The organism is Pseudomonas rustica (assembly GCF_049959085.1).
Classification (GTDB): Bacteria; Pseudomonadota; Gammaproteobacteria; order Pseudomonadales; family Pseudomonadaceae; genus Aquipseudomonas; species Aquipseudomonas rustica.
Genome location: NZ_CP188200.1, coordinates 3,098,166 through 3,119,221, shown reverse-complemented (window position 1 = coordinate 3,119,221; position 21,056 = coordinate 3,098,166). Strand labels below are relative to the sequence as shown.

Sequence of the window (21,056 nt, the reverse complement as noted above, 5' to 3'; positions counted from 1 at the left end):
AATGAACGACCGATATCGCGAGCAGGCTCACTCCTACAGTGTCAGGCGGTGACCCAAAGGGTTATGCCACCACTCGATAACACGGCACATACGCCGCGCCGCCCGGCAGTTTCATCCGGTGCTGGGCGACGAAGGCTTTGAGCAGCGCGTCGAGCGGTTGCATGATCGCCGCGTCACCACGGATCTGATACGGCCCGTGTTCTTCGATCAAACGAATGCCCTTGTCCTTGACGTTCCCCGCCACAATCCCCGAAAACGCCCGACGCAGGTTCGCCGCCAGTTCATGCGGTGGCTGGTCGCGGTGCAGTTTCAGATTCGCCATGTTTTCGTGGGTCGGATCGAACGGACGCTGGAAGCCCTCGTCAATCTTCAGCAGCCAGTTGAAGTGGAACGCGTCGTTTCGCTCGCGACGGAACTGCTTCACCGCTTTCAAGCCCTGAGTCATCTGCCGCGCGACTTCGGCCGGGTCGTCGATGATGATTTCGTAGTGCTGCTTGGCCGCTTCGCCAAGGGTTGCGATAACGAAGGCGTCGAGCTGCTCCAGATACGGTGCGGCGTGTTTCGGCCCGGTGAGAATCACCGGGAACGGCAGGCCTTGGTTGTCCGGGTGCATCAGAATGCCGAGCAGGTAGAGGAATTCTTCCGCCGTACCAGCGCCGCCCGGGAAGATGATGATGCCATGGCCAACACGGACGAACGCTTCCAGACGTTTTTCGATGTCCGGCAGGATCACCAGTTCGTTAACGATCGGATTTGGCGCTTCGGCGGCGATGATGCCGGGCTCGGTCAAACCAAGGTAACGACCGCCATGAATACGCTGTTTGGCGTGGGCGATGGTCGCGCCTTTCATCGGGCCCTTCATCACGCCGGGGCCGCAACCGGTGCAGATATCGAGGCTGCGCAGGCCCAGTTCGTGGCCGACTTTCTTGGTGTATTTGTATTCTTCGGTGTTGATCGAGTGGCCGCCCCAACACACCACGATCTTCGGCTCGACGCCCGGGCGCAGGGTGCGCGCGTTGCGCAGCAAGTGGAAAACGTAGTCGCTGATGCCTTGCGAGGTGGTCAGGTCGATGCGTTGGCTGTCGAGTTCGTTTTCGGTGTAGACGATGTCGCGCAGGGCGCTGAAGAGCATTTCACGGGTGCTGGCGATCATCTCGCCGTCGACGAAGGCGTCGGCCGGAGCGTTCAGCAGCTCCAGGCGTACGCCGCGATCCTGTTGGTGAATGCGGATTTCGAAGTCCTTGTAGGCTTCGAGGATGGTCTTGGCGTTATCAACATGGGCGCCGGTGTTGAGGATGGCCAGGGCGCACTGGCGGAAGAGGGTATAGGTGCTGCCGGATCCGGCTTCGCTCAGTTGCTGAACTTCACGTTGAGAAAGGGTTTCCAGGCTGCCCTTCGGGCTGACCGAGGCATTGATTACGTGTCGTTGGGTCATGCAATGATCCTTAAAACGATGTCATCTCAAGACTAGGCGATGGCATCCGAATAGTGTGTATCCATGAATGAAGATGGCACGATCTGCGCTGTACCGCCATGTCCCCGTTGGACGCTGAAAAGATGAAAAGGAGCCCCAGCATAGCTAAATCCCTCGTGGAGGCGATAATGCGCCGGCGAGTTTTTTTGTTTGCCCCTTTTGTCGCTCAAGGAAGTCATTTGTGATGTTCGAGATTCAGCCGATGGACGCCGCCACCTTTCGCCAGCAGACCCGGCGCAGCACGATCATCATTGCCGTGCTGTTCCTGGTGCTGGCGATGTTGTTTTCCAGCGTAGCAGTGGCACTGTTCGGCGAGCCCGGTGGCGATAACCTGCGATTCAACGTCGGCGGGGTGTTTCTGGCATTTCTGCTGACGGCGGCACTGTTACGCGGGCGCTTCTGGAATCAGAGCTGGATGGCCCCGGCGGTGTACAGCTGGCGGCTCAAGCGCAGCCTGATGAGCATCACCAATGTGATGCATCAAGTGACAGCGGCGGTGGAGAAGAACGATCCGACGGCGATGAAAGTATTGCGCTTCTATCATTTGGGGCTGATGCAGATGCATGAACTGGACGGCAATTCCAGCGATCATGGGCAACTGTGGCGGGAAGTCGAAACGCATAAAGAGCGGATGCACACGCTGGGGCTCGATACCGAGCAGACGCGGCTGGATCCGGCCTGGCTGGAAAACCTGAAGCAAGCGTCGCGTTAAAGCGCGTGCTTGCTGCGCAGTTTCCATGCGCGGAACAGGCGACCGTAGACCAGCAGATTGACTGCCAGCACCACGCTGCCCAGCGCCAGTTGAATCTGTGGAGTGAGCCCTGCGGGGTAGATAATCGGCCAGACGTAATGCTCGATAAAACCGCCGGCGTATTCGGTCTGCCCGGCAGCGTGGCGCATCAGGTTTTCCCAGTAGGTCAGCGGGCAGGTCAGGTGCAATACCTCGACCGCCACGCCCCAGGCCGCCGCTGGCAAATGCAGCCACATCACTCGTGGCCACTTGAGCACGAGCAACCCGCCAAACAGCACGAACAAAATAAAGCACAAATGAAATAGCACCAGCCCGTCGGCTGCGATTCGGTAGAGCATGTCGTCTCCCTGACGTGTTTGCGAATGCGCTATCTTACGCCGCTCGGGTGCTTACACGTCAGTGCGAAAATCGGCGAACTCGGCGCGCATCCGTCCGTTGTGTTTGGCCTGATACAGCAACTTGTCGACCTGTTCGACGAAGTGCAGCGGATCGCTGCCGACGGCGACTTGCGTGGTGCCAACCCCGAGACTCAAGGTGACCAGCGGCGACACCGCCGAATGCTCATGAGCGATCTGCTGCTGGCGGATCAGGTGCAGGCATTTGTGCGCCACCAGTCGTGCCGACTCCGCATCGGTTTCCGGCAGCAGCCAGACGAATTCTTCGCCGCCAATCCGCGCAATAAAGTCCCGTGGCCGATTGGCCGCCAGCGATAACGTCTTCGCGACCTGACGCAGGCATTCGTCGCCCTTGATGTGGCCGTAATGGTCGTTGTACTGCTTGAAATAATCGATATCGAGGATCAGCAACGACAGCGGCAAACCGCTGCGTTGCGCGCTGGCCCACTCGCGCTCAAGCACGGTGTCGAACATGCGCCGATTGGCAATCCCGGTGAGCCCGTCCTGAAACGAATATTCTTCCAGCTGCTTTTGCAGGCGGATCAGGTGTTCTTCGGTTTTTTTGCGCTCGCTGATGTCGAACATGAACCCCACCAGCGCCTCGACTTCCCCGTCCTTGCGCACCACGTGCACGACATCGCGGATCCACACGTACTCGCCAGTGCTGGTCAGCGCACGGTAATCGGCTTCATGATCGACGCCGGCGCGTGACTGCGAAACACAGAATTCCACCACGTAATCGCGATCGTCCGGGTGCATGCGTTCGACCCAGTCGTTGACCCCGACCCAACTGTTCTGCTGCCAGCCAAGCAAGGTTTCGATCTGTGGGCCGATGTAGCTGAAGGTCATGGTTGCCCAGTCGATTCGCCACGGAATGGCTTTGGTCGATTCCAGCAGGGTCTTGTACACGTCGCTGTCGATGGCGGTCATGGCGGGCACGGTCTCGGAAGAGTCTTCAACGGTAAAATCCAGCGCCAGCATGTTGCTAGCATTGAGGCGTTGCAAGCAGTTGGCCGATGAACGGCTGACTCGGGCCGATTTCCCACAAGTGCGCAAGATTGTTCAAGCCAAAAAGCAGCGTTTGCTGGCACAGTCTTCGGCCGTTTCTCTGGTTGAAGGGCGTTATGTCTGACTCACTTTTACCGCGCAGTGCGTTTCTTCGCGGCGCTGTGGCGATCATGCCGTTATCACTGGCAACGGCGCCTTGGGGGCTGCTGGCCGGCTCCATGGCGATCGAAGCCAATCTCACGCCGCTGCAAGGGCAGGGCTTGTCGAGCATTGTGTTTGCCGGTGCCGCGCAACTGGTGGCGATTGGCATGCTCAAGGGCGGCGCGGGGATTTTCTCGATTCTGCTGACCACGGTTTTGCTGACCTCACAGCATTTGCTCTACGGAATGAGCATGCGTTCGGTGATTTCGCCGTTACCGGGACGCTGGCGGATCGGCCTGGGTTTTTTGCTCACCGATGAGCTGTTTGCCTTGACCAGTCAACACGATCGCCAGCAGTTCAATCGCTGGTATGCGCTGGGTGTGGGCCTGACGTTCTATATCGCATGGAACCTGTTCACGCTGGCCGGCATCGTCCTCGGCAGCAGCATTCCGGGGCTTGAACATTTGGGCCTGGACTTCTCGATTGCCGCCACTTTCATCGCCCTGATCACACCGGTGGTGCGCAACGTGCCGACGGTGGTGTGCGTGGCAGTGTCGCTGTTCTGTTCGGTGCTGTTCAGTTATTGGCAGTGGGGCTCGGCGCTGGTGTTGTCGGGGCTGGCGGGAATGACCGCAGGATTTATCTGCAACAAGCTGTATCGGGAGCGCACATGATGGTTTGGGCAGTGATTTTCGGCATGGGGATTCTGGTGTTCCTCAACCGTTACGTATTTCTCGAGCCGCGTTTGCCGGTGCGCCTGAGCAGCAACGCGCGGCAGTTTCTCGGTTTTGCCGTACCGGGAATGCTCACCGCGATCTGCGGGCCAATCGTATTCATGCCGGACAAACAATTGAATCTGCAGTGGGACAATCCTTACCTGCTTAGTTCATTGGTGGCTATTGGCCTTGTTCTAGCCACACGCAACACGTTGCTCAGCATGTTGTTAAGCATGGCGTTCTTCTTTTTGTTGCGTTGGTGGTTGTAAGTTGCCTGAGCGAATCTGTTCTACGCTGTAAGGATGACCGTTTACTTGTGACAGGAGGTGGGCATGGCGACTGAGCAAGAACATCCACAACGGGATGAAGAAGACACAGACGAACCGACCGAAGAAGAGATCGAGCGCGAGAAACACAAGGAACAAACGTGGAAACGCGATGAAGGCAGGGACTTGTCGGATCCTGATCGCAAATTTTGATCCAAAAAAAAGCCCCTTGATTCAAGGGGCTTTTTCGTGGTTTTACAGATCTTCCAACTGCGTGAAATCGGGGTGTGAGGCCCGATAGCCCAAGGTTCGGTCGATCCAGGCATTGAGCTCGTTGACCATCACCGGCGGGTGGCCGGGATACCCTTCGAGGGTGGTGCGCAGGATGCGATCAATATTCGGGACATCACGCAGGTTTCGGGTCTTGATGTAGTGGCCGATAAAACAGTCGAGTTCAAAGCGTTCCGTCATCGACAGATAGACACACTCCAGGCCACCGACCTGTTTGATTGCAAAATCGTCGCGCAACTTATTTCTCTGCAAGGCTTGTAAATGTTTTAGTGGATTCCTGATTTATTGACTCTTTGGTCAATTGGTATACCAATCGGAAGGCGGCGCGCATGCTAGCTTTAGCGCTGGAAAATGTATGTATGACGATCGAAATGTCAGACAAGCGGTTAGTTCGCTCAAACGACTGTTTTACAGAGCCTGTCTCAAGCGTGAAACAGCCTTTGTAAAGATATGGAATCACCTGTAGGAGCTGCCGAAGGCTGCGATCTTTTGATCTTGTTTTTTACAATAAACATCAAAAGATCGCAGCCTTCGGCAGCTCCTACATTGATAGACGCATGGCTCGGGTAGATGTTTAGGGCTGCGGAATGATCAAGCTGGGCCCCTGATTGCGTACGTTACCCACCGCTTTGCCGACTTTGTGCCATTCGAACGCTTCACTGCTTGCCCCTTCGAACAGCAGCATTTGCTCGGCGCGTTCAGCCGGTGTTGCCGGATCCAGCCATTCGCGCACTAAATCAGCGCGGAATACCACGGGGCGGCGATCATGAATATCGATCATCCCGCCAGCACTGTCGGCGGTGATGATCACGAAACCATCGTCGTCCCGCGCTGGTTTTTCTGGTGTAGGAAATTGCCCGATGGCAGCACAGAAAACCGGCCCATGATCTGCCCGACGAATCAGCCAGGGTTGTCGGGTTTTGTCCTCGGCATCGACCCACTCAAACCAGTTGTCGACCGGCACGATCAGGCGCTGTTTCCAGATGGCCCGGAAGAACGGCCCATGGGCGACTTTCTCGACCCGCGCATTGATCGGCGCGGCGCGATCCTTGGCCCAATGCGGACGCCAGCCCCAGCGCAGGCTATCGGCGTAAATCTGCTGTTCGTGTTGATGAAGAATCGCCAGCGACGTGGTCGGCGCCGCGTTGTAATGCGCCAGTGGAGCATCGCCGACATGATTGATCAATGCGTCGGGAATGCTCAGCACCGCGACAAAGTCATGGATACCCCGGTACTGCGAGAGTCTTCCGCACATGGCTGAACCTCCGGTTGGACGCTTTCAGCTTAGATGCTAACGGTCATTCAATCCTTGGCGCCCTGACCGGTGAACGTGTCGCGCCAGTTCAGGCAGCGACGTTCGAGCGCTGCGAGCAAGCCATCGCTGAGTTTGCCAAGCAAGGCCAGCACGATGATCGCCGCCAGCACGATATCGGGACGCGAGGTTTCGCGGCCGTCACTGAGCAAATAACCCAGGCCTTTGGTTGCGGCGATCAGTTCGGCAGCGACAAGAAACATCCACGCCAGACTCATGCCGCTGCGCAGCCCGGTGAACAGGCCGGGCAGGGCGGCGGGCAACAGAATCCGCCGCACCAGTTGCAAGCGACTGAAACCGTAGATGCGCCCGACTTCCACCAGTTTGCGGTCGATATTGCGGATCGCCGCGACTACGTTGACGTAGACCGGGAAGAACGCGCCGATGGCGATCAGGACGATTTTCGAGGTCTCGTCGATGCCCAGCCAAAGCAGCAAAAGCGGCACCCAGGCCAGACTCGGAATCGAACGCAACGCGGCGAACATCGGTTCCAGATACGCCTCGGCTTCGCGGCTCAAACCGACCCACGCCGCGAACACCAGCGCCAGGCTCGCACCAATGGCGAAACCCAGCAGCACACGAATCAGGCTGGCGCCGATGTGTTTCCACAGCGCACCTTCGGCAAGGTCGGTAAGCGTCACGGCGATCTCACTGGGCGCCGGCATCTGGTAGGACGGCAGCCAGCCGATGCGTACGATAATTTCCAGCACGACGATGATCAGCAACGGCAACGCGAGGCCTTTCAGACGGCGCTGCCATGCCAGGTTGAAAACGGATTTCGGCTGTCGCGACAGAGCAAGTGGCGCGGGCAGGTCTTTGCTGTGACTGGTCATGATCAGAGCTCCGCTCACGACAAATCCGCGCCGGGCGCGGATTCGTGGTGAGTCTGTTCAGTTACTGGCGGGCGACGGCTTGCTGCACACCGCTGTCGAGCAATTGATCGATGACTTGATCGACATTGACGCCACGGCGCACCAGTTCTTCCGATACCAGAATCGGCGCGGCAGCCTTGGAGGCGCTGACGTCGTTGGCGGTCAGTTGCGGGCTGCTCAGGTCGGTGCGCGACAGTTGCAGTTTGGCCACGTCCAGCGGCAGGCCGGATTCTTTGGCGAGGAGGGCGGCGAATTCATCAGGATTTTTCAGCGCCCATTCGCGCGCCTGCTCGTAGGCTTTGATCACGGTGTCGATGGTTTGCGGATGCTCATTGGCGTACTGCTCGGTGACGCTGACCACGCCATAGCTATTAAAGGCAGGGTTGCGATAGAGCAAGCGCGAGCCGGCCTGAACCTGGCTGGCGGCCATGTGCGGATCGAGGCCGGCCCAGGCGTCGACGTCACCTTTTTCCAGCGCAGTGCGACCGTCCGGATGTTGCAGGTGCACCAGTTCAACGTCGTCTTTTTTCAGCCCGGCCTGTTGCAGGCTGCGCAGGGTAAACAGGTAAGGATCGGTGCCTTTGGTGGCGGCGATTTTCTTGCCCTTGAGGTCGGCAACGGTCTGGTACGGCGAATCTTTGCGCACCACCAACGCTGTCCATTCGGCACGGCTGTACACGTAAACGGATTTGATCGGGCTGCCATTGGCGCGGCTCAGCACGGCGGCGAGGCTGGCGCTGGAAGCGAAATCGACGCCGCCACTGTTGAGGTATTCCAGTGAACGGTTGCTGCCTTGGCTGAGCACCCAACTGACTTTGGTTTGCGGCAGGGCTTTTTCGAGGAAGCCGAAATGTTTAAGCACTAGGCTGACTGGCGAGTAATAAGCGTAGTCGAGGTGCACTTCGGCCGGCGCGGTCTCGGCGGCGTGGGCGATCGGTTGCAGGCTCAGGAGAAGGGCGCTCGCAGCCAGCAGCGTTTTGATTCGAAAGAACGGGAAGAACGGTTTCATGGGGGAACGCTCCGGCAAAGGCACAGATTTCTTATGTCCAAAAAGATATTTTTAGCGAATGCTTCCTGCATCAATGGAATATTGCAGGCTCTGTGCCATATCCGTTTTAGCCCGTATTTATTGGGTTTCCCGCTGGTTTGCTCGTTTTTAACTGTTGCCTGGTGAACAGCATGCCGAGCCACTGTTGCGCCGCGAACAGTTGGAAACGACAGTGATGAGCTTATGCATTAATCGAATTTCAAAACTAAATATTAAGAGCGTTATGGTCTATGCAAATCCCATTTGCAGGACTCGCCATGAAGCTTTCCCGATTCCTACGCAGTGCGCTGACTGCGGCACTGTTTGCGTCACCACTTTCCTACGCGGCCGAGCCAGTTGTCCTGCATATTGGCGATCAGAATTACTACAACATCCGCGCCTCTATTGAAGCGTCCGGCGTGTTGAAAGACGCGCCGTATACGGTCGACTGGAAACATTTCCAGGCCGCCGCGCCACTGGCCGAAGCCCTGCAAACCGGCTCGCTGGATCTGGGCTTTTTAGGTGATTCAGGCTTTCTGTTTCTGGCAGCCAAGCAGGCGCCGGTGAAGCTGATCGGCGTGTCGCGGCAAAACCCCGACACCATTGCGTTGCTGGTGCCGAAGGATTCCCCGGTGAAAACCATCGCTGATCTGAAGGGTAAAAAAGTCGCCTATTGGCCCGGTGCCTGGAGTCAGCAGTTGACCTTGCGCGCGCTGGAGCAGGGCGGTCTACCGGAGAACTACGTCGACTTCGTCAAATTGATGCCGATCGATGCAGCCGCCGCGTTGCCGCAGGGCAGCATCGACGCGTTCCCGGTGTGGGAACCGTACATTTCCCAACAGATCGTGTTCTCCGGCGCGCGACCGATCCTGACCGCGAAAAACCTGATGCCGGGGCTCAGTGCCATCGCCGCGTCGACACCGTCGATCGACAGTAAACGTGAAGCCATCGCCGATTTCCTTGGACGTTTGAAACTGGCGCGGGCGTGGGTCGACAGTCATACCGATGAGTACGCCGACCTCTGGGCGAAGAAGGCCAATCTCGATCAACAGGTTTCGCGGCACTGGTTGCGCCAGGCGCACATGACGGTCGGCCCGGTTGATCAGCAGGCAGCGACGGATCTGCAAAGCACTGCGGACTTCCTGTTCAAGGTCAAGGCACTGCCGACGCCACTGGCCACCGCCGGCATTATCGACGCCTCGTTTCAGCAAGCGTTGGCGCACTGAGCAAGCGCCGGAACCAAACCCTGTGTACCTTATCCAACCTCGGCTCGCGGATCGGAGCGCAGGGATGGATAGGGGCGAGGGAGTTTTGCCAATCGACAACATGACGGCAGCGGTCGGGCTCAAGGCAAAACATGACATCGCTATTCAAAATATTCTGTGCAGCGGCCATCGCTTTCGGGCTGGCTGGCTGCATTGCCGCGCCCATCGAATTGACCGCGCAAACCGAAACACAGCTGAAAGCGCAGGCGCCGGTGCGTTTTTTGCTGACCTTCGATGATGGCCCCAGTGCTTCAAGTTTCTGGAATCCGTCGGCGACAGTGCTCGATAGCCTCAAGGACAACCCGATTCAGCCGGGCATCAAAGCGGTATTTTTCGTGCAGACCCGCGCACCGAGGGCCGGTAACAGTGAGATCGGTCGCGGCATCATGCGTCGCGAACACGATGAAGGTCATATTCTCGCGTTCCACACTGCCACCCACTGGCACACCAATCACCGTTCACTGAGCCCACAAGAACTTGAAGAATCGTTGAGCAATGGCACGGCAGACATTGCCGCGATTACCGGTGCGCCGCCGAAACTGCTGCGTCCGCCATTCTGGAATTACGACAAACGTACTTTCGCCGCGTATCAGCAGCATGGCTTGCACGTGTTGTTGACCGATTTAAGCGCCAATGACGGCAAGATCTGGGGCTTCAATGCCAGCCCGAGGCGTCGTGCGAACATGCTGCGGCAGTTGTCGGAAGTCCGTGAGCAGATTGCGCACGGAGAGTTTCCGGTGGTGGACGGTGTGATTCCGGTGGTGGTGACTTTCCATGATCTGAACCGCTACACCGCTCGGCATACGCGCGAATATCTGCAGATCCTGCTCGACAGTGCGGCGACGACGGGCGTGCCCCTGGCGGATCAGCCGTTTTATGTCGATCACGCAGCACTGGAAAAAGCCGCGCTGGCACGCACGGTTCAGCAAAGTTCTCAGCCGGTGCATTTGCCGGGGATCTGGAACTGGATCTGGGATCGTGATGCTGATTAAAGTTGCCCGAAAAATGTGAGGGAGTTGGCATTTTTCGGGGCGGCGGATTTCAAAACGCTCATCTATGCTCTACGGGTCGACCGACTCATCGCCTGCGAGGCGTGCCCCATGCTTGCCATTACGGACATTTGCCGCATTGTCGAATCCGGGTTTCCGGGGTTCACATGCAACTGCATTGCGACGCAGGGACTGCTACAGATCAAGGTGAGTGAGCCGGCCAGCGGCGACATCAAGTTGCAGCTCAATGGCGTTTCCCCGGAACACCTCGTCACCATCCGTGACATTTCCAACTTCATCGGTGAATTGCGCACGGAAATCAGCGCCGGGCGCCGGGCATTCGCCGGTTAAGCCGTCATAAGCGCCGCTGAAACGCCTGAACGATGCGCAACGTCGCATCGCTGGTTTTCAGGTTGTGCACTGCATTCAGCGGATGCCACATGCAATCGCTGATTTCATTCTGTGGACGCACTTCCTCAATGTTCAGTACCGAGGCCTCGTAGACGTGATGTTGCGTGCGGCCGCTCTGTAACTCCATCAAGTACAGAACATCTTCGGCTTCCAGCCCGGTTTCTTCATGCAATTCGCGCACAGCCGCAGCGGCTTTGGTTTCCCCAGGCTCGACTTTGCCGCCGGGCAATGTCCAGCAACATCTGGGCTTGCGTACCAGGAGGATATGGCGATCCTGCTCGCAAATGACGGTGGCGCGTACTTTCATCTGTTACCTGTTTACCGGTTGTCACAATAATGAAATAAAACTGCAATATTCGAGCCGGGCCTTTGTTTAAAGGTTCCCTGTGGATGTTGAGTATTGTTCTGCATCGAAAGTGCCTGATCATTGGCTGCCGGGCGGTCGGCCACTCCAGTAAATCAGGGTGTAAGGTTAAAAGCGTGAAGCTGAATAACCCTGTTGCAAAAGGAGGTAGCCATGAGCATGCCCATGTTGAACAAGATGCACATGAACGGCTATGACGTACTCAGCGTGAACAACGGCCCTTGGCGGGTTTGCACGCAAGGTGACCGACTGGCGTCATTTGCCAGCAGAGAGGAGGCGCTGGCGTATGCCGCAGCACTTCCTGGCTACAGAAAACGCTCGGTGAAAGCGCAAAGTCACAACGTTAGTTGAATTGTGGCGAGGGAGTTTGCTCCCGCTGGACTGCGCAGAAGGCCCTTTTAGGATAAAGAGCGAGGGCCGCTTCGCGACCCAGCGGGAGCAAGTGTCAGTGGACTTTGGTTCGGCTGATTGCGCGTGCCTTCACTTCCTTGGCATAGAGTTGCAGCCGCTCTTCGTCGCTTTGCAGCACTTCGCAAGAGCGCAGCACCGTTTGCGCGTCTGCCTCGTTGCCCGATTTGCGCAATTGTTCGGCAATGCGTTTGAGGTCGACCGCTGACCATCTGAGATCCGATGCGACGGCTTGCAGGTCGCGTTGAAGTTCGTGTTCGTATTCATTGAGCCGCATGATCACCTCCAGAACATTCTCGGTAAAAAAGAGTAGTCGTATTTTCGCCGGTGGGGCGGAGCGATGCTGTCATTAAGCTGAGCGGTTGTGAAAAATTGTCGAAAGCGCATCAACGGCGCAATGCCACGATGGATGTGTAACCAGTTACACGTTACATTCGCTTTTTTTCAGATTAGAGAAGCACCCATGCGGATATGGATCGGAAGTTTGACGTTGGCGGTATTGGCAGGTTGCTCCTTGCCGGCGTCACTGGTTCCGGGTGAACCCAATCTCAGCAAGACCAGCGAAAAAACGCCCAAAGACTACGCCGCGTGCATTTTGCCGCTGTGGCAGCAGGACGTTTCCAAAACATCGCAAACGTCGATTTCCAACGGTTATCGCATCACCGCGCCGAGCATCATCACGGCTGACGAGATTCTCGATATCGTCAAATACAAGGACGGTAGCCGCGTCTCGCTGTATCAGGGGCCGCCCTGGGCCAAGTCCGGCTCGTTGCGCAAATCGGTGCGTGACTGCCTGTAACGGCGTTCCCGGATGAAAAAAAAGCAGAAACCTCGGTTTCTGCTTTTTTATTGGGCGCTTGGTCAGTCAGTAATGTCGGTCAGCGTGATGGTGCCGACATTGCCTTTCTTCTCTCGGCGATCCTGAATCCAGTCTTCCACTTGCTGGCCGAATTCCGCCGGGGCCTTGCGCCCGACTTTTCTCGCGATATCGAGAATGGTTTGCTGGGCAAGTGCCTCTTCCATGCGCTTTTGCGCGGTCATCATCGCGCCGTGAATCGAGCAGGTGCCTTCGATGGCCCACTCCGGCGGATCGCCTTCAAACAGGGCGCAACGCCCCCGGATGTCGCGGCATTCGAAAATATTCTTGCGTCCATCGATGGCGTTGACGATGTCGAGCAGGGTGATTTCATCCGCCGGTCGCGCCAGGCTGAACCCGCCACGCACGCCTTCACTTGCCACCACCAATTTGCCTTTGGCCAGTTTGGTAAAAATCTTCGCCAGATATTCGACTGGCACGCCTTGCAACTCGGCGAGGTCGCGCACGCTGGCCTCGCGAGAGTCACCACCATTGCCCACCAAAAATGCCAGGCAATGAATGCCGTATTCGACGCCTGCGCTGTAAAGAGACATTTTTATCTCCGACTTAAGTTGTCGTAAATATTATCAGCCTGAGGGAGGCTCGGCAATCTGTCTGCGTAGACTGATTTTGTTCTTTATGTGCTTGAAATCAGCCAGAATGGCTATTTTTGGCGGATCCTTATCATCTTGCTTGATCAGTTTATTCGATCAAAACCATCGAATAATCTGACTTGTTGGTTTTATATCCGACCAATACAGTCGGCGCTATCGGAGTGGCGACGACGGGCCTCCGGCGAAATTCGTTTCACCTCTTTCAACGGCTTGGCTTTTTCTGGAGAAACACAATGAAGCAGCAGATTCTGGTTATCGGCGCAGGTTTTGGTGGTATGTGGTCGGCATTGAGCGCGACACGTCTGGTCGATCTGCATGGACGTGATGATGTTGAAATCAGCGTTCTGGCCCCACAAGCCGAGCTGCGTGTGCGTCCGCGTTTCTATGAGCCGAACGCTCATCAACTGGCGGCACCGCTGGGTGAACTGTTCGAAGCAGTCGGCGTTCACTTCATCAAAGGCGCCGCGAACACCATCGATGTCGCAGCGAAAACCGTTGGCTACACCGATACGGCCGGGCAGCAACAAGTCTTCCACTTCGACAAACTGGTGCTGGCTTCCGGCAGCGGTCTGGCACAATCGGCCACGCCGGGTGTTGCTCAGCATGCGTTTGACGTTGACCAGATCGAAGCGGCCATGCGCCTGGAAACCCATCTAAAATCCCTCAAAGACCAACCGTCGAGCAAGGCGCGCAATACCGTGGTGGTTGCGGGCGGTGGATTCACCGGCATTGAAACCGCGACTGAAATGCCAGGGCGTCTACGCGAGATTCTCGGCGAGGAAACCGATATCAACGTGATCATCGTTGATCGCGGGCAGAAGATCGGCGCCGCAATGGGTGAAGAAATCAGCCATTCCATCCTTGAGGCGAGTGAAGAGCTGGGCGTTGAATGGCGTCTGGGTGTCTCGGTGCAGTCGGTCGATGCCAATGGCGTGACGCTGTCGGACGGTCAACACATCGCGGCAAAAACCGTGGTCTGGACGACCGGCGTGCGCGCCAGTTCGTTGACCGAGCAGATCCCTGCCGAACGCGATAAACAAGGTCGCCTGCACGTTGATGCGAACCTGAAAGTCATCGGTCAGGACGATATTTTTGCCACCGGCGATGTCGCCTACGCCGCCACCGACCACCTCGGTAATTTCGCGCTGATGACCTGCCAGCACGCTATTTCATTGGGTCGTCATGCTGGCAACAATGTCGCTGCGCAGATTCTCGGTATCGACCCAACGCCGTATAGCCAGCCGAAATACGTGACCTGTCTGGATCTCGGCGCTTGGGGCGCGGTGTACACCGAAGGCTGGGATCGTCAGGTGAAACTGGTCAAACAGGAAGGCAAAACCCTGAAGACGCAGATCAACACCCAGTGGATTTATCCGCCAGCGGCTGATCGTGTGAGTGCGCTGGCGGCGGCGGATCCGATGATTCCTGTGGTTGCGTAATTCTGAGCCTGTAAAAAATCCCGCTTACAATAGCGGGATTTTTTTGCCTGCCGCAAAAGCGCGCAACGAGATGTGACAGTTGGGGGCGGGCGTATTTTCTGCGTCGACTAGGCTTTGGATCGCGGGGCTATGAATGGGCCTGCATGTCTTTCAAGGAGCCTCGGATCATGGATGATCTGGTCAAAGAAGTTATTCCGTTGTTGCAGTATCTGATTCCCGGATTCCTGTCAGCGTGGATTTTCTACTCGCTGACGGCGTTCAAGCGTCCGGATACGTTCGGACAGATTGTGCAGGCGCTGATTTTTACTTTTGTGATTCAAGGGGCTGTGTTGGGGGTTGGATCTGTCTGTTTATGGGTTGGCGCGAAGGGATTTTCTGTAGGGCAATGGGATGCGAGGGCTGAGACGGTGTGGGCTTTTGTCGTGTCGATAACCTTGGGGTTGCTTTCCTGTTATCTGGCAACCAATGACCAATTGCACAGTTGGCTGCGCAGTAGAAACGTCACGAAACAAACTTCCTACCCCAGCGAATGGTTCAGCATTTTTGCCCAGCACCATCGCCTTGTCACCCTGCACCTGACCGATGAAAGGCGCGTTTTTGGCTGGCCGGTGGAGTGGCCGCCGGAATCCAATAGTGGCCAGTTTGTGATGCAAAACCCCTGTTGGCTGGACGCCGATGGAACAGAGGTGCCTTTTGGCGCCGAGTATTTGCTGATAGATTCCGGCAAGGTCAAGTGGGTCGAGTTCGGCCCGAAATTGGAGAGTTCGCTATGACAGCCAGAGCACCGCAACCAATGCCAGAGTGGGTGGCGCGTCGTTATACAAAGGATGGCAAGCCGGTGGCGAATGCATTGCCTAAAGCACCCAGTGGCCCGCCGCCGCTGAAGGGGTGACATTCGACTGGTCAATAGCGGTCATGCCGCGAATTGTAGGTTGTCCGGACTGACCTCTTCGCGAGCAAGCTCGGCTCCTACAATGAAATTGTGAGCGCCGCTTACCTCTTGTGGGAGCTGAGCTTGCTCGCGAAGGCGGACTCACTGACAACACATCACGCTTAAAGTGTCTCCACCAACCAATCCCGAAACGCCTTCAACGACGGCAACGTCTCATTACGCGGCGGATACACCAGGTAATAGCTGCGCCGACTGGTAATTGGCTCACCCAGCTGCAGCAATTCACCCTTCAACAGTTCCTCTTCCACCAGAATCCGCGGCACCAGCCCTACGCCAATATTCGCTCGCACCGCCTGAATCAAATGCGAGGTCATTTCAAAACTCGGCCCGATGCGCATGCTGCGGTGCGGCAGGCTGTGATGGCTGAACCATTCCGTCCACGCCTGCGCATTACTGCTGACATTGAGCAGCAGTTGCCCCGCGATGTGCGCTTCGGCGTCATCGCGCTCGGCCTTCGATAACTGCGCGCTCGCAATAACGACCAGTTCTTCGGTATGCAGGGGCAGGGCGGTCAAGCCCGGCCACTCCCCGCCACCCACACAAATCGCGGCGTCGATTTCGCTGGTATCAAAGTCGATCGCTTCGATGCGCGAATGCAAATGCACGGTCATCCCCGGATGCGCGGTGTAGAAATCCTTGAGGCGCGGCAACAGCCATTTCGAGCCAAACGTCGGCAACGTCGCCAGGCGCAAACTGTGAATGCCCGAACCGAACGCCATCGCCTGCAACGTCGCGCTGCGAATCTGTCCGAGTGCCTCCGAGAGTTCACGCTGATACATGCGCCCGACATCGGTCAGCACCACTTTGCGGCCCTCACGGCTGAACAGGCGCATGCCGAGCATCTTCTCAAGAATCTGCACCTGACGGCTGACCGCACTCTGTGTCAGCGACAGCTCATGGGCGGCGCGGGTGTAGCTTTCGTGGCGCGCTGCTGCCTCAAAGGCCAGCAATAACGACATGGAAGGGGTGAGCGTGCGCGGATTCATTCGTAAAAGTCATCAATAGCGGGTCGAATTTACGGTTGTCCCAGCGTCGGTCAGCAATGAACATGGGCACCATTAGATGGCGGAGCCTGACGCAATCATTCGTTGCGTACAACTGTTCACCGCCACATAGCCTGATTTTGACCGAGATAACCTGACCGATGATTGCCCAGCTGTCCCCCGCCAAAGCCCTGACCACTGATTATCAGCAGTTCCTCAAAGCCCTGAAGGCCAGCGGCTTTCGTGGGAAAATCAGCGCCGATTACGCCAATCGCGTGGTGTTGGCGACCGATAACTCGATCTATCAGCGTCTGCCGCAAGCGGCGGTGTTTCCGATGGATGCCGAGGATGTGGCGCGGGTGGCACGACTGATTGCCGAACCGGCGTATCAGCAAGTGGTAATCACCCCGCGTGGCGGCGGCACCGGCACCAACGGCCAATCGCTGACCGACGGTATCGTTGTCGACCTGTCGCGGCACATGAACCGCATTCTTGAAATCAACGTTGAGCAGCGCTGGGTGCGTGTGCAAGCCGGCGTGGTCAAGGATCAACTCAACGCCGCGCTGAAATCCGCCGGGCTGTTTTTCGCGCCGGAATTGTCGACCTCCAACCGCGCCACCGTCGGCGGCATGATCAACACCGACGCCAGCGGCCAGGGCAGTTGCACCTACGGCAAGACCCGCGATCATGTGCTCGAACTCGACATGATCCTGCGTGGCGGCGAACGTTTGCACGGCCAGCCGCTGGAAGAAAGCGAGCTTGCAGCGCTGTGTGCCCGCGAAGATCGCGTCGGTGAAGTCTATCGCTGTGCGCGGCAGATCATAGATGAACAGGGCGATCTGATCCGGGAACGCTTTCCCGATCTCAACCGCTGCCTGACCGGTTATGACTTGGCGCACCTGCGTGAGGCGGGCAACCGTTTCAACCTCAACAGCGTGCTCTGCGGTGCTGAAGGCTCGCTGGGTTTTGTCGTTGAGGCGCGCCTCAATGTGCTGCCGATTCCCAAGCACACGATGCTGGTCAACATCCGCTACGCCGGGTTCATGGACGCGCTGCGCGATGCCCGTGCACTGATGGCGCTCAAGCCGTTGTCGATCGAAACGGTCGACTCGAAAGTTCTGCTGCTGGCGATGCAGGACATCGTCTGGCACGGCGTCGCTGAATACTTTCCTGAAAGCGCTGAGCGGCCGACGCTGGGGATCAACCTCGTCGAGTTCTGCGGCGACGATCCCGAAGACCTGCAGCAGCGAGTTGAAAGCTTCATCGAACACTTGACCAGCGACCAGACTGTGGTGCGCTTGGGCCACACGCTGGCGGTCGGTCAGGCCGCAATCAATAAGGTTTACGGCATGCGCAAACGCGCGGTCGGCCTGCTCGGCAACGTCGCCGGTGAAGCGCGGCCGCAGCCGTTTGTCGAAGACACCGCTGTGCCGCCGCAACACCTGGCCGAGTACATCGCCGAGTTGCGCGACCTGCTCGACAGCCATGGTTTGCAGTACGGCATGTTCGGCCACGTCGACGCCGGCGTACTGCACGTGCGGCCGATTCTCGACATGAAGGATTCGAAGCAAGCGGCGCTGGTGCGCCCGGTGTCCGATGGCGTCGCGGCGTTGACCCAGCGTTACGGCGGTCTGCTGTGGGGCGAACACGGCAAAGGTCTGCGCTCGGAATACGCCCCGGCGTTTTTCGGCGAGTTGTACCCGGCGCTGCAAGCCCTGAAAGCGGCGTTCGATCCGTTCAACCAGTTCAACCCCGGCAAGATCGCCACCCCGGCCAACAGCGGCGCGGCGTTGCTGAAAATCGACGAAGTCACCCTGCGCGGTGAACTCGATCGGCAGATCGACGAGAAAGTCTGGCAAAGCTACGGCGCGGCCATGCATTGCAACGGCAACGGCGCCTGCTACAACTTCGACCCCGATGACGCGATGTGCCCTTCGTGGAAAGCCACCCGCGAGCGTTCGCAGTCGCCCAAGGGCCGCGCTTCACTGGTGCGTGAGTGGCTGCGTTTGCAGGGCGAGGCCGGTGTCGATGTGCTCTCTGACGCGATTCGCAAACCGGCATTTTTCAGCACGCTGTGGCAGCGCTGGCGCAACACCCGTGCGCAATCCGAGGATTTCTCCCACGAGGTCTACGACGCCATGGCCGGTTGTCTGGCGTGCAAATCCTGCGCGGGACAGTGCCCGGTGAAGGTCAATGTGCCGGAGTTTCGCTCGCGGTTTCTCGAGCTGTATCACAGCCGTTATCTGCGCCCGGCGCGGGATTATCTGATTGCTTCGCTGGAGTACAGCATTCCGTACATGGCGCGGATTCCGGCGTTGTACAACGGTTTGATGGGCGCTGCGTGGGTGCGCGGCTTGCTGGAGCGTGTCGGAGGCATGGTCGATGTGCCACTGCTCAGTCGTTTTGACTTCCATGCGGCGATGCGCCGTTGGCAGGTGTTGCCGGCGACGGTGGACAACCTGTCAGCGCTGACTCAGGCACAACGTGAACGCAGTGTGGTGTTGGTGCAAGACGCGTTTACGCGCTACTTCGAGGCGCCGTTGTTGGCGGATCTGGTCGAGTTGATCTCGCGTCTCGGTTATCAGGTTTACCTCGCGCCGTTCAGTGCCAACGGCAAGCCGCTGCACGTGCAGGGTTTCTTGTCGGCGTTTAATCGCGCGGCATTGCGCAATGCCCGCCAGCTCGGTGAGTTGGCGCAAATCGGCGTGCCGCTGGTGGGACTTGATCCGGCGATGACTCTGGTCTATCGCCAGGAATACCTGAAGGTGCCCGGCATGCAGAACTGCCCGGAAGTGGCGCTGATGCAGGAATGGTTGCTCAAGGTCATGCCCGAGCAAAAGAAACGTGGCGAAGCGTTCCGCTTGCTCGCGCATTGCACCGAGAAAACCAACGCCCCGGCCGCCACCCGTCAGTGGGAGCAATTGTTTGAGCGGGCGGGATTGCAACTGGCGACGCAGGCCACCGGCTGCTGCGGGATGTCCGGCACTTACGGTCACGAAGCGCGCAACCGCGAAACGTCGGCGGTGATTTACGAGCAATCATGGGCGCGTCAGGTCGAGGCGCCGGTGGAGCAGGGCGAGGCGCTGGCCACCGGCTATTCGTGCCGCAGCCAAGTCAAGCGCCAGTCGGATCGGGCACTGCGCCATCCGTTGCAGGTGTTGTTGCAGGTTCTGCGCGGTTGAGGTCTGCGTCGTCCGGGGCGTTACGCCAGATCATGCGCGGGTCGAAACTCATCGCCGCGAGCATGGTGAAGACCACGACCAGGCCGAAAAACAGAATGCCCGGTCGTGGTTCGATGTCACCGAGCGCCTGAAACTTCACCAGCGCGGCGACCAGCGCGACGACCAAAACGTCGAGCATCGACCAATAGCCGATCAGCTCGACGAAACGGTACAGCTTCGAACGTTCCTTGCGCGCCCAGTCGCTGTCGCGTTGCACGGTGACAAGGAGCAAAGTCAGGGCGACGAATTTGATCCCCGGCACGGCAATACTGGCGATGAAAATGATCAGCGCGATGTCCCAGGCACCGGCCTCCCAGAACTCCAGCACGCCGCTCATGATCGTGCTGTCGGCGCCGTTGCCGAGCATGGTGGTGTTCATCACCGGCAGCAAATTGGCCGGGACATAGAACGCCAATGCGGCGAGCATGTACGCCCAGGTGCGCGCCATTGAATTGGTTTTGCGCCGATGCAATGGTGCGTCGCAACGCGGGCACTCGTGCGGCTCGTCGGTCATGTCACACGCCAGCCCGCAACTGTGGCACAGGCACAGATTGAGTTCGGTGGCAGTCGGTGGTCGCTTCATAGAATGTCCCAGAGATCGCGAATGTCGCGGCCGGCAATACGGATCATCATCAGGCTCAGCGCGGCGAGTGCGAACAGGCCGATGCCGGGCAACACGTCAAGCAATCCGGCGAGTTTGAACACCGCGACCATTGCGCCCAGCAGGCAGACTTCGAGCATGCTCCACGGGCGCAGCGTTTCCAGCCAGCGCATGCAGACTTTGAAGCCCGGCGCACGTTGCGAGCGCATCGCGTAACTGAGCACCCAGACCAGCAGCACCAGTTGAAACGCCGGGGCGATGATGATGGCAATCGCCGCGACCATCGCAATAAATGTGATGGGGCCCTGACTCAGCGCGAGCACCGAATCCCACAGCGTCGCGCTGTTTTTCAGGCCTTGCAGGCTGATGCTCATGACCGGGTAGAAATTGGCGAACAACCACAGCATTGCGGCGGTGAAGGTCAGCGCCAGACGCTGCTCAACGCTCAGACCATTGAAGCGCTGCAGCACACCGCCGCAACGTACGCAGAGGGTTTTCTGGTGTTTGGCGAGCGCGACTTTTTCATACACACAGTCGCAATGCTCGCAGATGATCAGGGTTTCGGGGTTGACCATGGACAACGCTCGACAGCAGGCCGCAGGGGCAGGAAGACTCGGGCATTATAGACGCATGTGTAGGAGCTGCCGAAGGCTGCGATCTTTTGATCTGGCTTTTTTAGAGCAAGGTCAAAAGATCGCAG

The 21,056-nt window shown here is 58.0% G+C and carries 25 protein-coding genes; 12 read left to right on the top strand and 13 right to left on the bottom strand.

Translation table 11 applies throughout. The features are described from left to right. Nucleotides 1-61 precede the first annotated feature (61 nt). The gene (gene ppnN / locus ACP3TY_RS14245; RefSeq protein ID WP_053121310.1) at nucleotides 62-1,435 is read right to left on the bottom strand and encodes a nucleotide 5'-monophosphate nucleosidase PpnN; all 1,374 of its coding nucleotides are present in this window, start codon (nucleotides 1,433-1,435) and stop codon (nucleotides 62-64) included. A 223-nt stretch (nucleotides 1,436-1,658) separates the two neighbouring features. Between ppnN and ACP3TY_RS14240 the strand changes: the two genes are divergently transcribed. Further along, nucleotides 1,659-2,186 (top strand): DUF3087 family protein, encoded by a 528-nt coding sequence (locus ACP3TY_RS14240; protein ID WP_426620384.1) that lies wholly within the window; start codon nucleotides 1,659-1,661, stop codon nucleotides 2,184-2,186. Here ACP3TY_RS14240 and ACP3TY_RS14235 read toward each other — a convergent pair. Both ACP3TY_RS14235 and ACP3TY_RS14230 read right to left on the bottom strand, forming a co-directional pair. After that, complete coding sequence (locus ACP3TY_RS14235; protein ID WP_053121305.1) at nucleotides 2,183-2,563, bottom strand: DUF2784 domain-containing protein; 381 nt, start codon at nucleotides 2,561-2,563, stop codon at nucleotides 2,183-2,185. The genes ACP3TY_RS14240 and ACP3TY_RS14235 overlap by 4 nt on opposite strands. Nucleotides 2,564-2,614: 51 nt before the next feature. Continuing rightward, a complete protein-coding gene (locus ACP3TY_RS14230) occupies nucleotides 2,615-3,550 on the bottom strand; it encodes a diguanylate cyclase domain-containing protein (protein WP_426620487.1) in 936 nt (311 codons plus the stop codon). Nucleotides 3,551-3,744: 194 nt separating this feature from the next. Here ACP3TY_RS14230 and ACP3TY_RS14225 point away from each other — a divergent pair, with 194 nt between their 5' ends. The 3 genes from ACP3TY_RS14225 (at nucleotide 3,745) to ACP3TY_RS14215 (ending at nucleotide 4,964) form a co-directional block, all read left to right on the top strand. Next, nucleotides 3,745-4,443 (top strand): AzlC family ABC transporter permease, encoded by a 699-nt coding sequence (locus ACP3TY_RS14225; RefSeq protein WP_159814107.1) that lies wholly within the window; start codon nucleotides 3,745-3,747, stop codon nucleotides 4,441-4,443. Then, a complete protein-coding gene (locus ACP3TY_RS14220; RefSeq protein WP_172680124.1) occupies nucleotides 4,443-4,754 on the top strand; it encodes an AzlD domain-containing protein in 312 nt (103 codons plus the stop codon). Before ACP3TY_RS14225 ends, ACP3TY_RS14220 begins: the two co-directional genes overlap by 1 nt. Before the next feature lie 63 nt (nucleotides 4,755-4,817). Next, nucleotides 4,818-4,964, top strand: coding sequence for a hypothetical protein (locus ACP3TY_RS14215; protein ID WP_172680121.1), 147 nt, complete (start codon nucleotides 4,818-4,820; stop codon nucleotides 4,962-4,964). 42 nt (nucleotides 4,965-5,006) lie between these two features. Here ACP3TY_RS14215 and ACP3TY_RS14210 read toward each other — a convergent pair whose 3' ends face one another. The 4 genes from ACP3TY_RS14210 to ACP3TY_RS14195 form a co-directional block, all read right to left on the bottom strand. After that, a complete protein-coding gene (locus ACP3TY_RS14210; RefSeq protein ID WP_053121300.1) occupies nucleotides 5,007-5,279 on the bottom strand; it encodes a hypothetical protein in 273 nt (90 codons plus the stop codon). Nucleotides 5,280-5,616: 337 nt separating this feature from the next. After that, nucleotides 5,617-6,297: an SOS response-associated peptidase gene (locus ACP3TY_RS14205; RefSeq protein WP_426620383.1), complete on the bottom strand. Its 681-nt coding sequence runs from the start codon at nucleotides 6,295-6,297 to the stop codon at nucleotides 5,617-5,619. A gap of 47 nt (nucleotides 6,298-6,344) precedes the next feature. Beyond that, nucleotides 6,345-7,187, bottom strand: coding sequence for an ABC transporter permease (locus ACP3TY_RS14200; protein WP_426620381.1), 843 nt, complete (start codon nucleotides 7,185-7,187; stop codon nucleotides 6,345-6,347). A 61-nt stretch (nucleotides 7,188-7,248) separates the two neighbouring features. Then, complete coding sequence (locus ACP3TY_RS14195; protein WP_426620380.1) at nucleotides 7,249-8,235, bottom strand: aliphatic sulfonate ABC transporter substrate-binding protein; 987 nt, start codon at nucleotides 8,233-8,235, stop codon at nucleotides 7,249-7,251. Nucleotides 8,236-8,531: 296 nt separating this feature from the next. Here ACP3TY_RS14195 and ACP3TY_RS14190 point away from each other — a divergent pair, with 296 nt between their 5' ends. The 3 genes from ACP3TY_RS14190 to ACP3TY_RS14180 all read left to right on the top strand — a co-directional run bounded on the left by ACP3TY_RS14190 (nucleotide 8,532) and on the right by ACP3TY_RS14180 (nucleotide 10,858). Next, nucleotides 8,532-9,479: an ABC transporter substrate-binding protein gene (locus ACP3TY_RS14190; RefSeq protein WP_212551312.1), complete on the top strand. Its 948-nt coding sequence runs from the start codon at nucleotides 8,532-8,534 to the stop codon at nucleotides 9,477-9,479. Between the two features lie 131 nt (nucleotides 9,480-9,610). Continuing rightward, nucleotides 9,611-10,510: a polysaccharide deacetylase family protein gene (locus tag ACP3TY_RS14185; RefSeq protein WP_426620379.1), complete on the top strand. Its 900-nt coding sequence runs from the start codon at nucleotides 9,611-9,613 to the stop codon at nucleotides 10,508-10,510. A gap of 108 nt (nucleotides 10,511-10,618) precedes the next feature. Further along, a complete protein-coding gene (locus ACP3TY_RS14180; protein ID WP_053121289.1) occupies nucleotides 10,619-10,858 on the top strand; it encodes a DUF1652 domain-containing protein in 240 nt (79 codons plus the stop codon). A gap of 4 nt (nucleotides 10,859-10,862) precedes the next feature. Here ACP3TY_RS14180 and ACP3TY_RS14175 read toward each other — a convergent pair whose 3' ends face one another. Beyond that, nucleotides 10,863-11,225 carry an NUDIX hydrolase gene (locus ACP3TY_RS14175; RefSeq protein WP_159814091.1) on the bottom strand — a complete coding sequence of 121 codons (363 nt, stop codon included), beginning with the start codon at nucleotides 11,223-11,225 and terminating at the stop codon, nucleotides 10,863-10,865. A 210-nt stretch (nucleotides 11,226-11,435) separates the two neighbouring features. Here ACP3TY_RS14175 and ACP3TY_RS14170 point away from each other — a divergent pair, with 210 nt between their 5' ends. Next, entirely contained in the window at nucleotides 11,436-11,633 is a 198-nt protein-coding gene (locus ACP3TY_RS14170; protein ID WP_053121284.1) for a hypothetical protein, read from the top strand. A 94-nt stretch (nucleotides 11,634-11,727) separates the two neighbouring features. On the opposite strand, the gene ACP3TY_RS14165 is transcribed toward ACP3TY_RS14170, so the two are convergent. After that, entirely contained in the window at nucleotides 11,728-11,967 is a 240-nt protein-coding gene (locus tag ACP3TY_RS14165; protein WP_053121283.1) for a hypothetical protein, read from the bottom strand. 186 nt (nucleotides 11,968-12,153) lie between these two features. On the opposite strand from ACP3TY_RS14165, the gene ACP3TY_RS14160 reads away from it, so the two are divergent. After that, nucleotides 12,154-12,489: a hypothetical protein gene (locus ACP3TY_RS14160; RefSeq protein WP_053121280.1), complete on the top strand. Its 336-nt coding sequence runs from the start codon at nucleotides 12,154-12,156 to the stop codon at nucleotides 12,487-12,489. A gap of 62 nt (nucleotides 12,490-12,551) precedes the next feature. Here the strand turns inward: ACP3TY_RS14160 and ACP3TY_RS14155 are convergent, their stop codons facing one another. Next, nucleotides 12,552-13,100 carry an RrF2 family transcriptional regulator gene (locus tag ACP3TY_RS14155; protein ID WP_426620377.1) on the bottom strand — a complete coding sequence of 183 codons (549 nt, stop codon included), beginning with the start codon at nucleotides 13,098-13,100 and terminating at the stop codon, nucleotides 12,552-12,554. A 293-nt stretch (nucleotides 13,101-13,393) separates the two neighbouring features. Between ACP3TY_RS14155 and ACP3TY_RS14150 the strand changes: the two genes are divergently transcribed. Both ACP3TY_RS14150 and ACP3TY_RS14145 read left to right on the top strand, forming a co-directional pair. Beyond that, nucleotides 13,394-14,599 carry an NAD(P)/FAD-dependent oxidoreductase gene (locus tag ACP3TY_RS14150; RefSeq protein WP_426620376.1) on the top strand — a complete coding sequence of 402 codons (1,206 nt, stop codon included), beginning with the start codon at nucleotides 13,394-13,396 and terminating at the stop codon, nucleotides 14,597-14,599. A gap of 167 nt (nucleotides 14,600-14,766) precedes the next feature. Beyond that, nucleotides 14,767-15,372, top strand: coding sequence for a DUF6338 family protein (locus ACP3TY_RS14145; protein ID WP_053121274.1), 606 nt, complete (start codon nucleotides 14,767-14,769; stop codon nucleotides 15,370-15,372). A 280-nt stretch (nucleotides 15,373-15,652) separates the two neighbouring features. Here ACP3TY_RS14145 and ACP3TY_RS14140 read toward each other — a convergent pair whose 3' ends face one another. Next, nucleotides 15,653-16,537, bottom strand: a complete 885-nt coding sequence (locus tag ACP3TY_RS14140) for a LysR substrate-binding domain-containing protein (protein WP_053121272.1) — start codon at nucleotides 16,535-16,537, stop codon at nucleotides 15,653-15,655. Between the two features lie 158 nt (nucleotides 16,538-16,695). On the opposite strand from ACP3TY_RS14140, the gene ydiJ reads away from it, so the two are divergent. Beyond that, nucleotides 16,696-19,716, top strand: coding sequence for a D-2-hydroxyglutarate dehydrogenase YdiJ (gene ydiJ / locus ACP3TY_RS14135; protein WP_426620375.1), 3,021 nt, complete (start codon nucleotides 16,696-16,698; stop codon nucleotides 19,714-19,716). Here the strand turns inward: ydiJ and ACP3TY_RS14130 are convergent. Then, entirely contained in the window at nucleotides 19,649-20,338 is a 690-nt protein-coding gene (locus ACP3TY_RS14130; protein ID WP_159814077.1) for a paraquat-inducible protein A, read from the bottom strand. The genes ydiJ and ACP3TY_RS14130 overlap by 68 nt on opposite strands. Next, entirely contained in the window at nucleotides 20,335-20,931 is a 597-nt protein-coding gene (locus tag ACP3TY_RS14125; protein ID WP_053121267.1) for a paraquat-inducible protein A, read from the bottom strand. Before ACP3TY_RS14125 ends, ACP3TY_RS14130 begins: the two co-directional genes overlap by 4 nt. Nucleotides 20,932-21,056 lie beyond the last annotated feature (125 nt).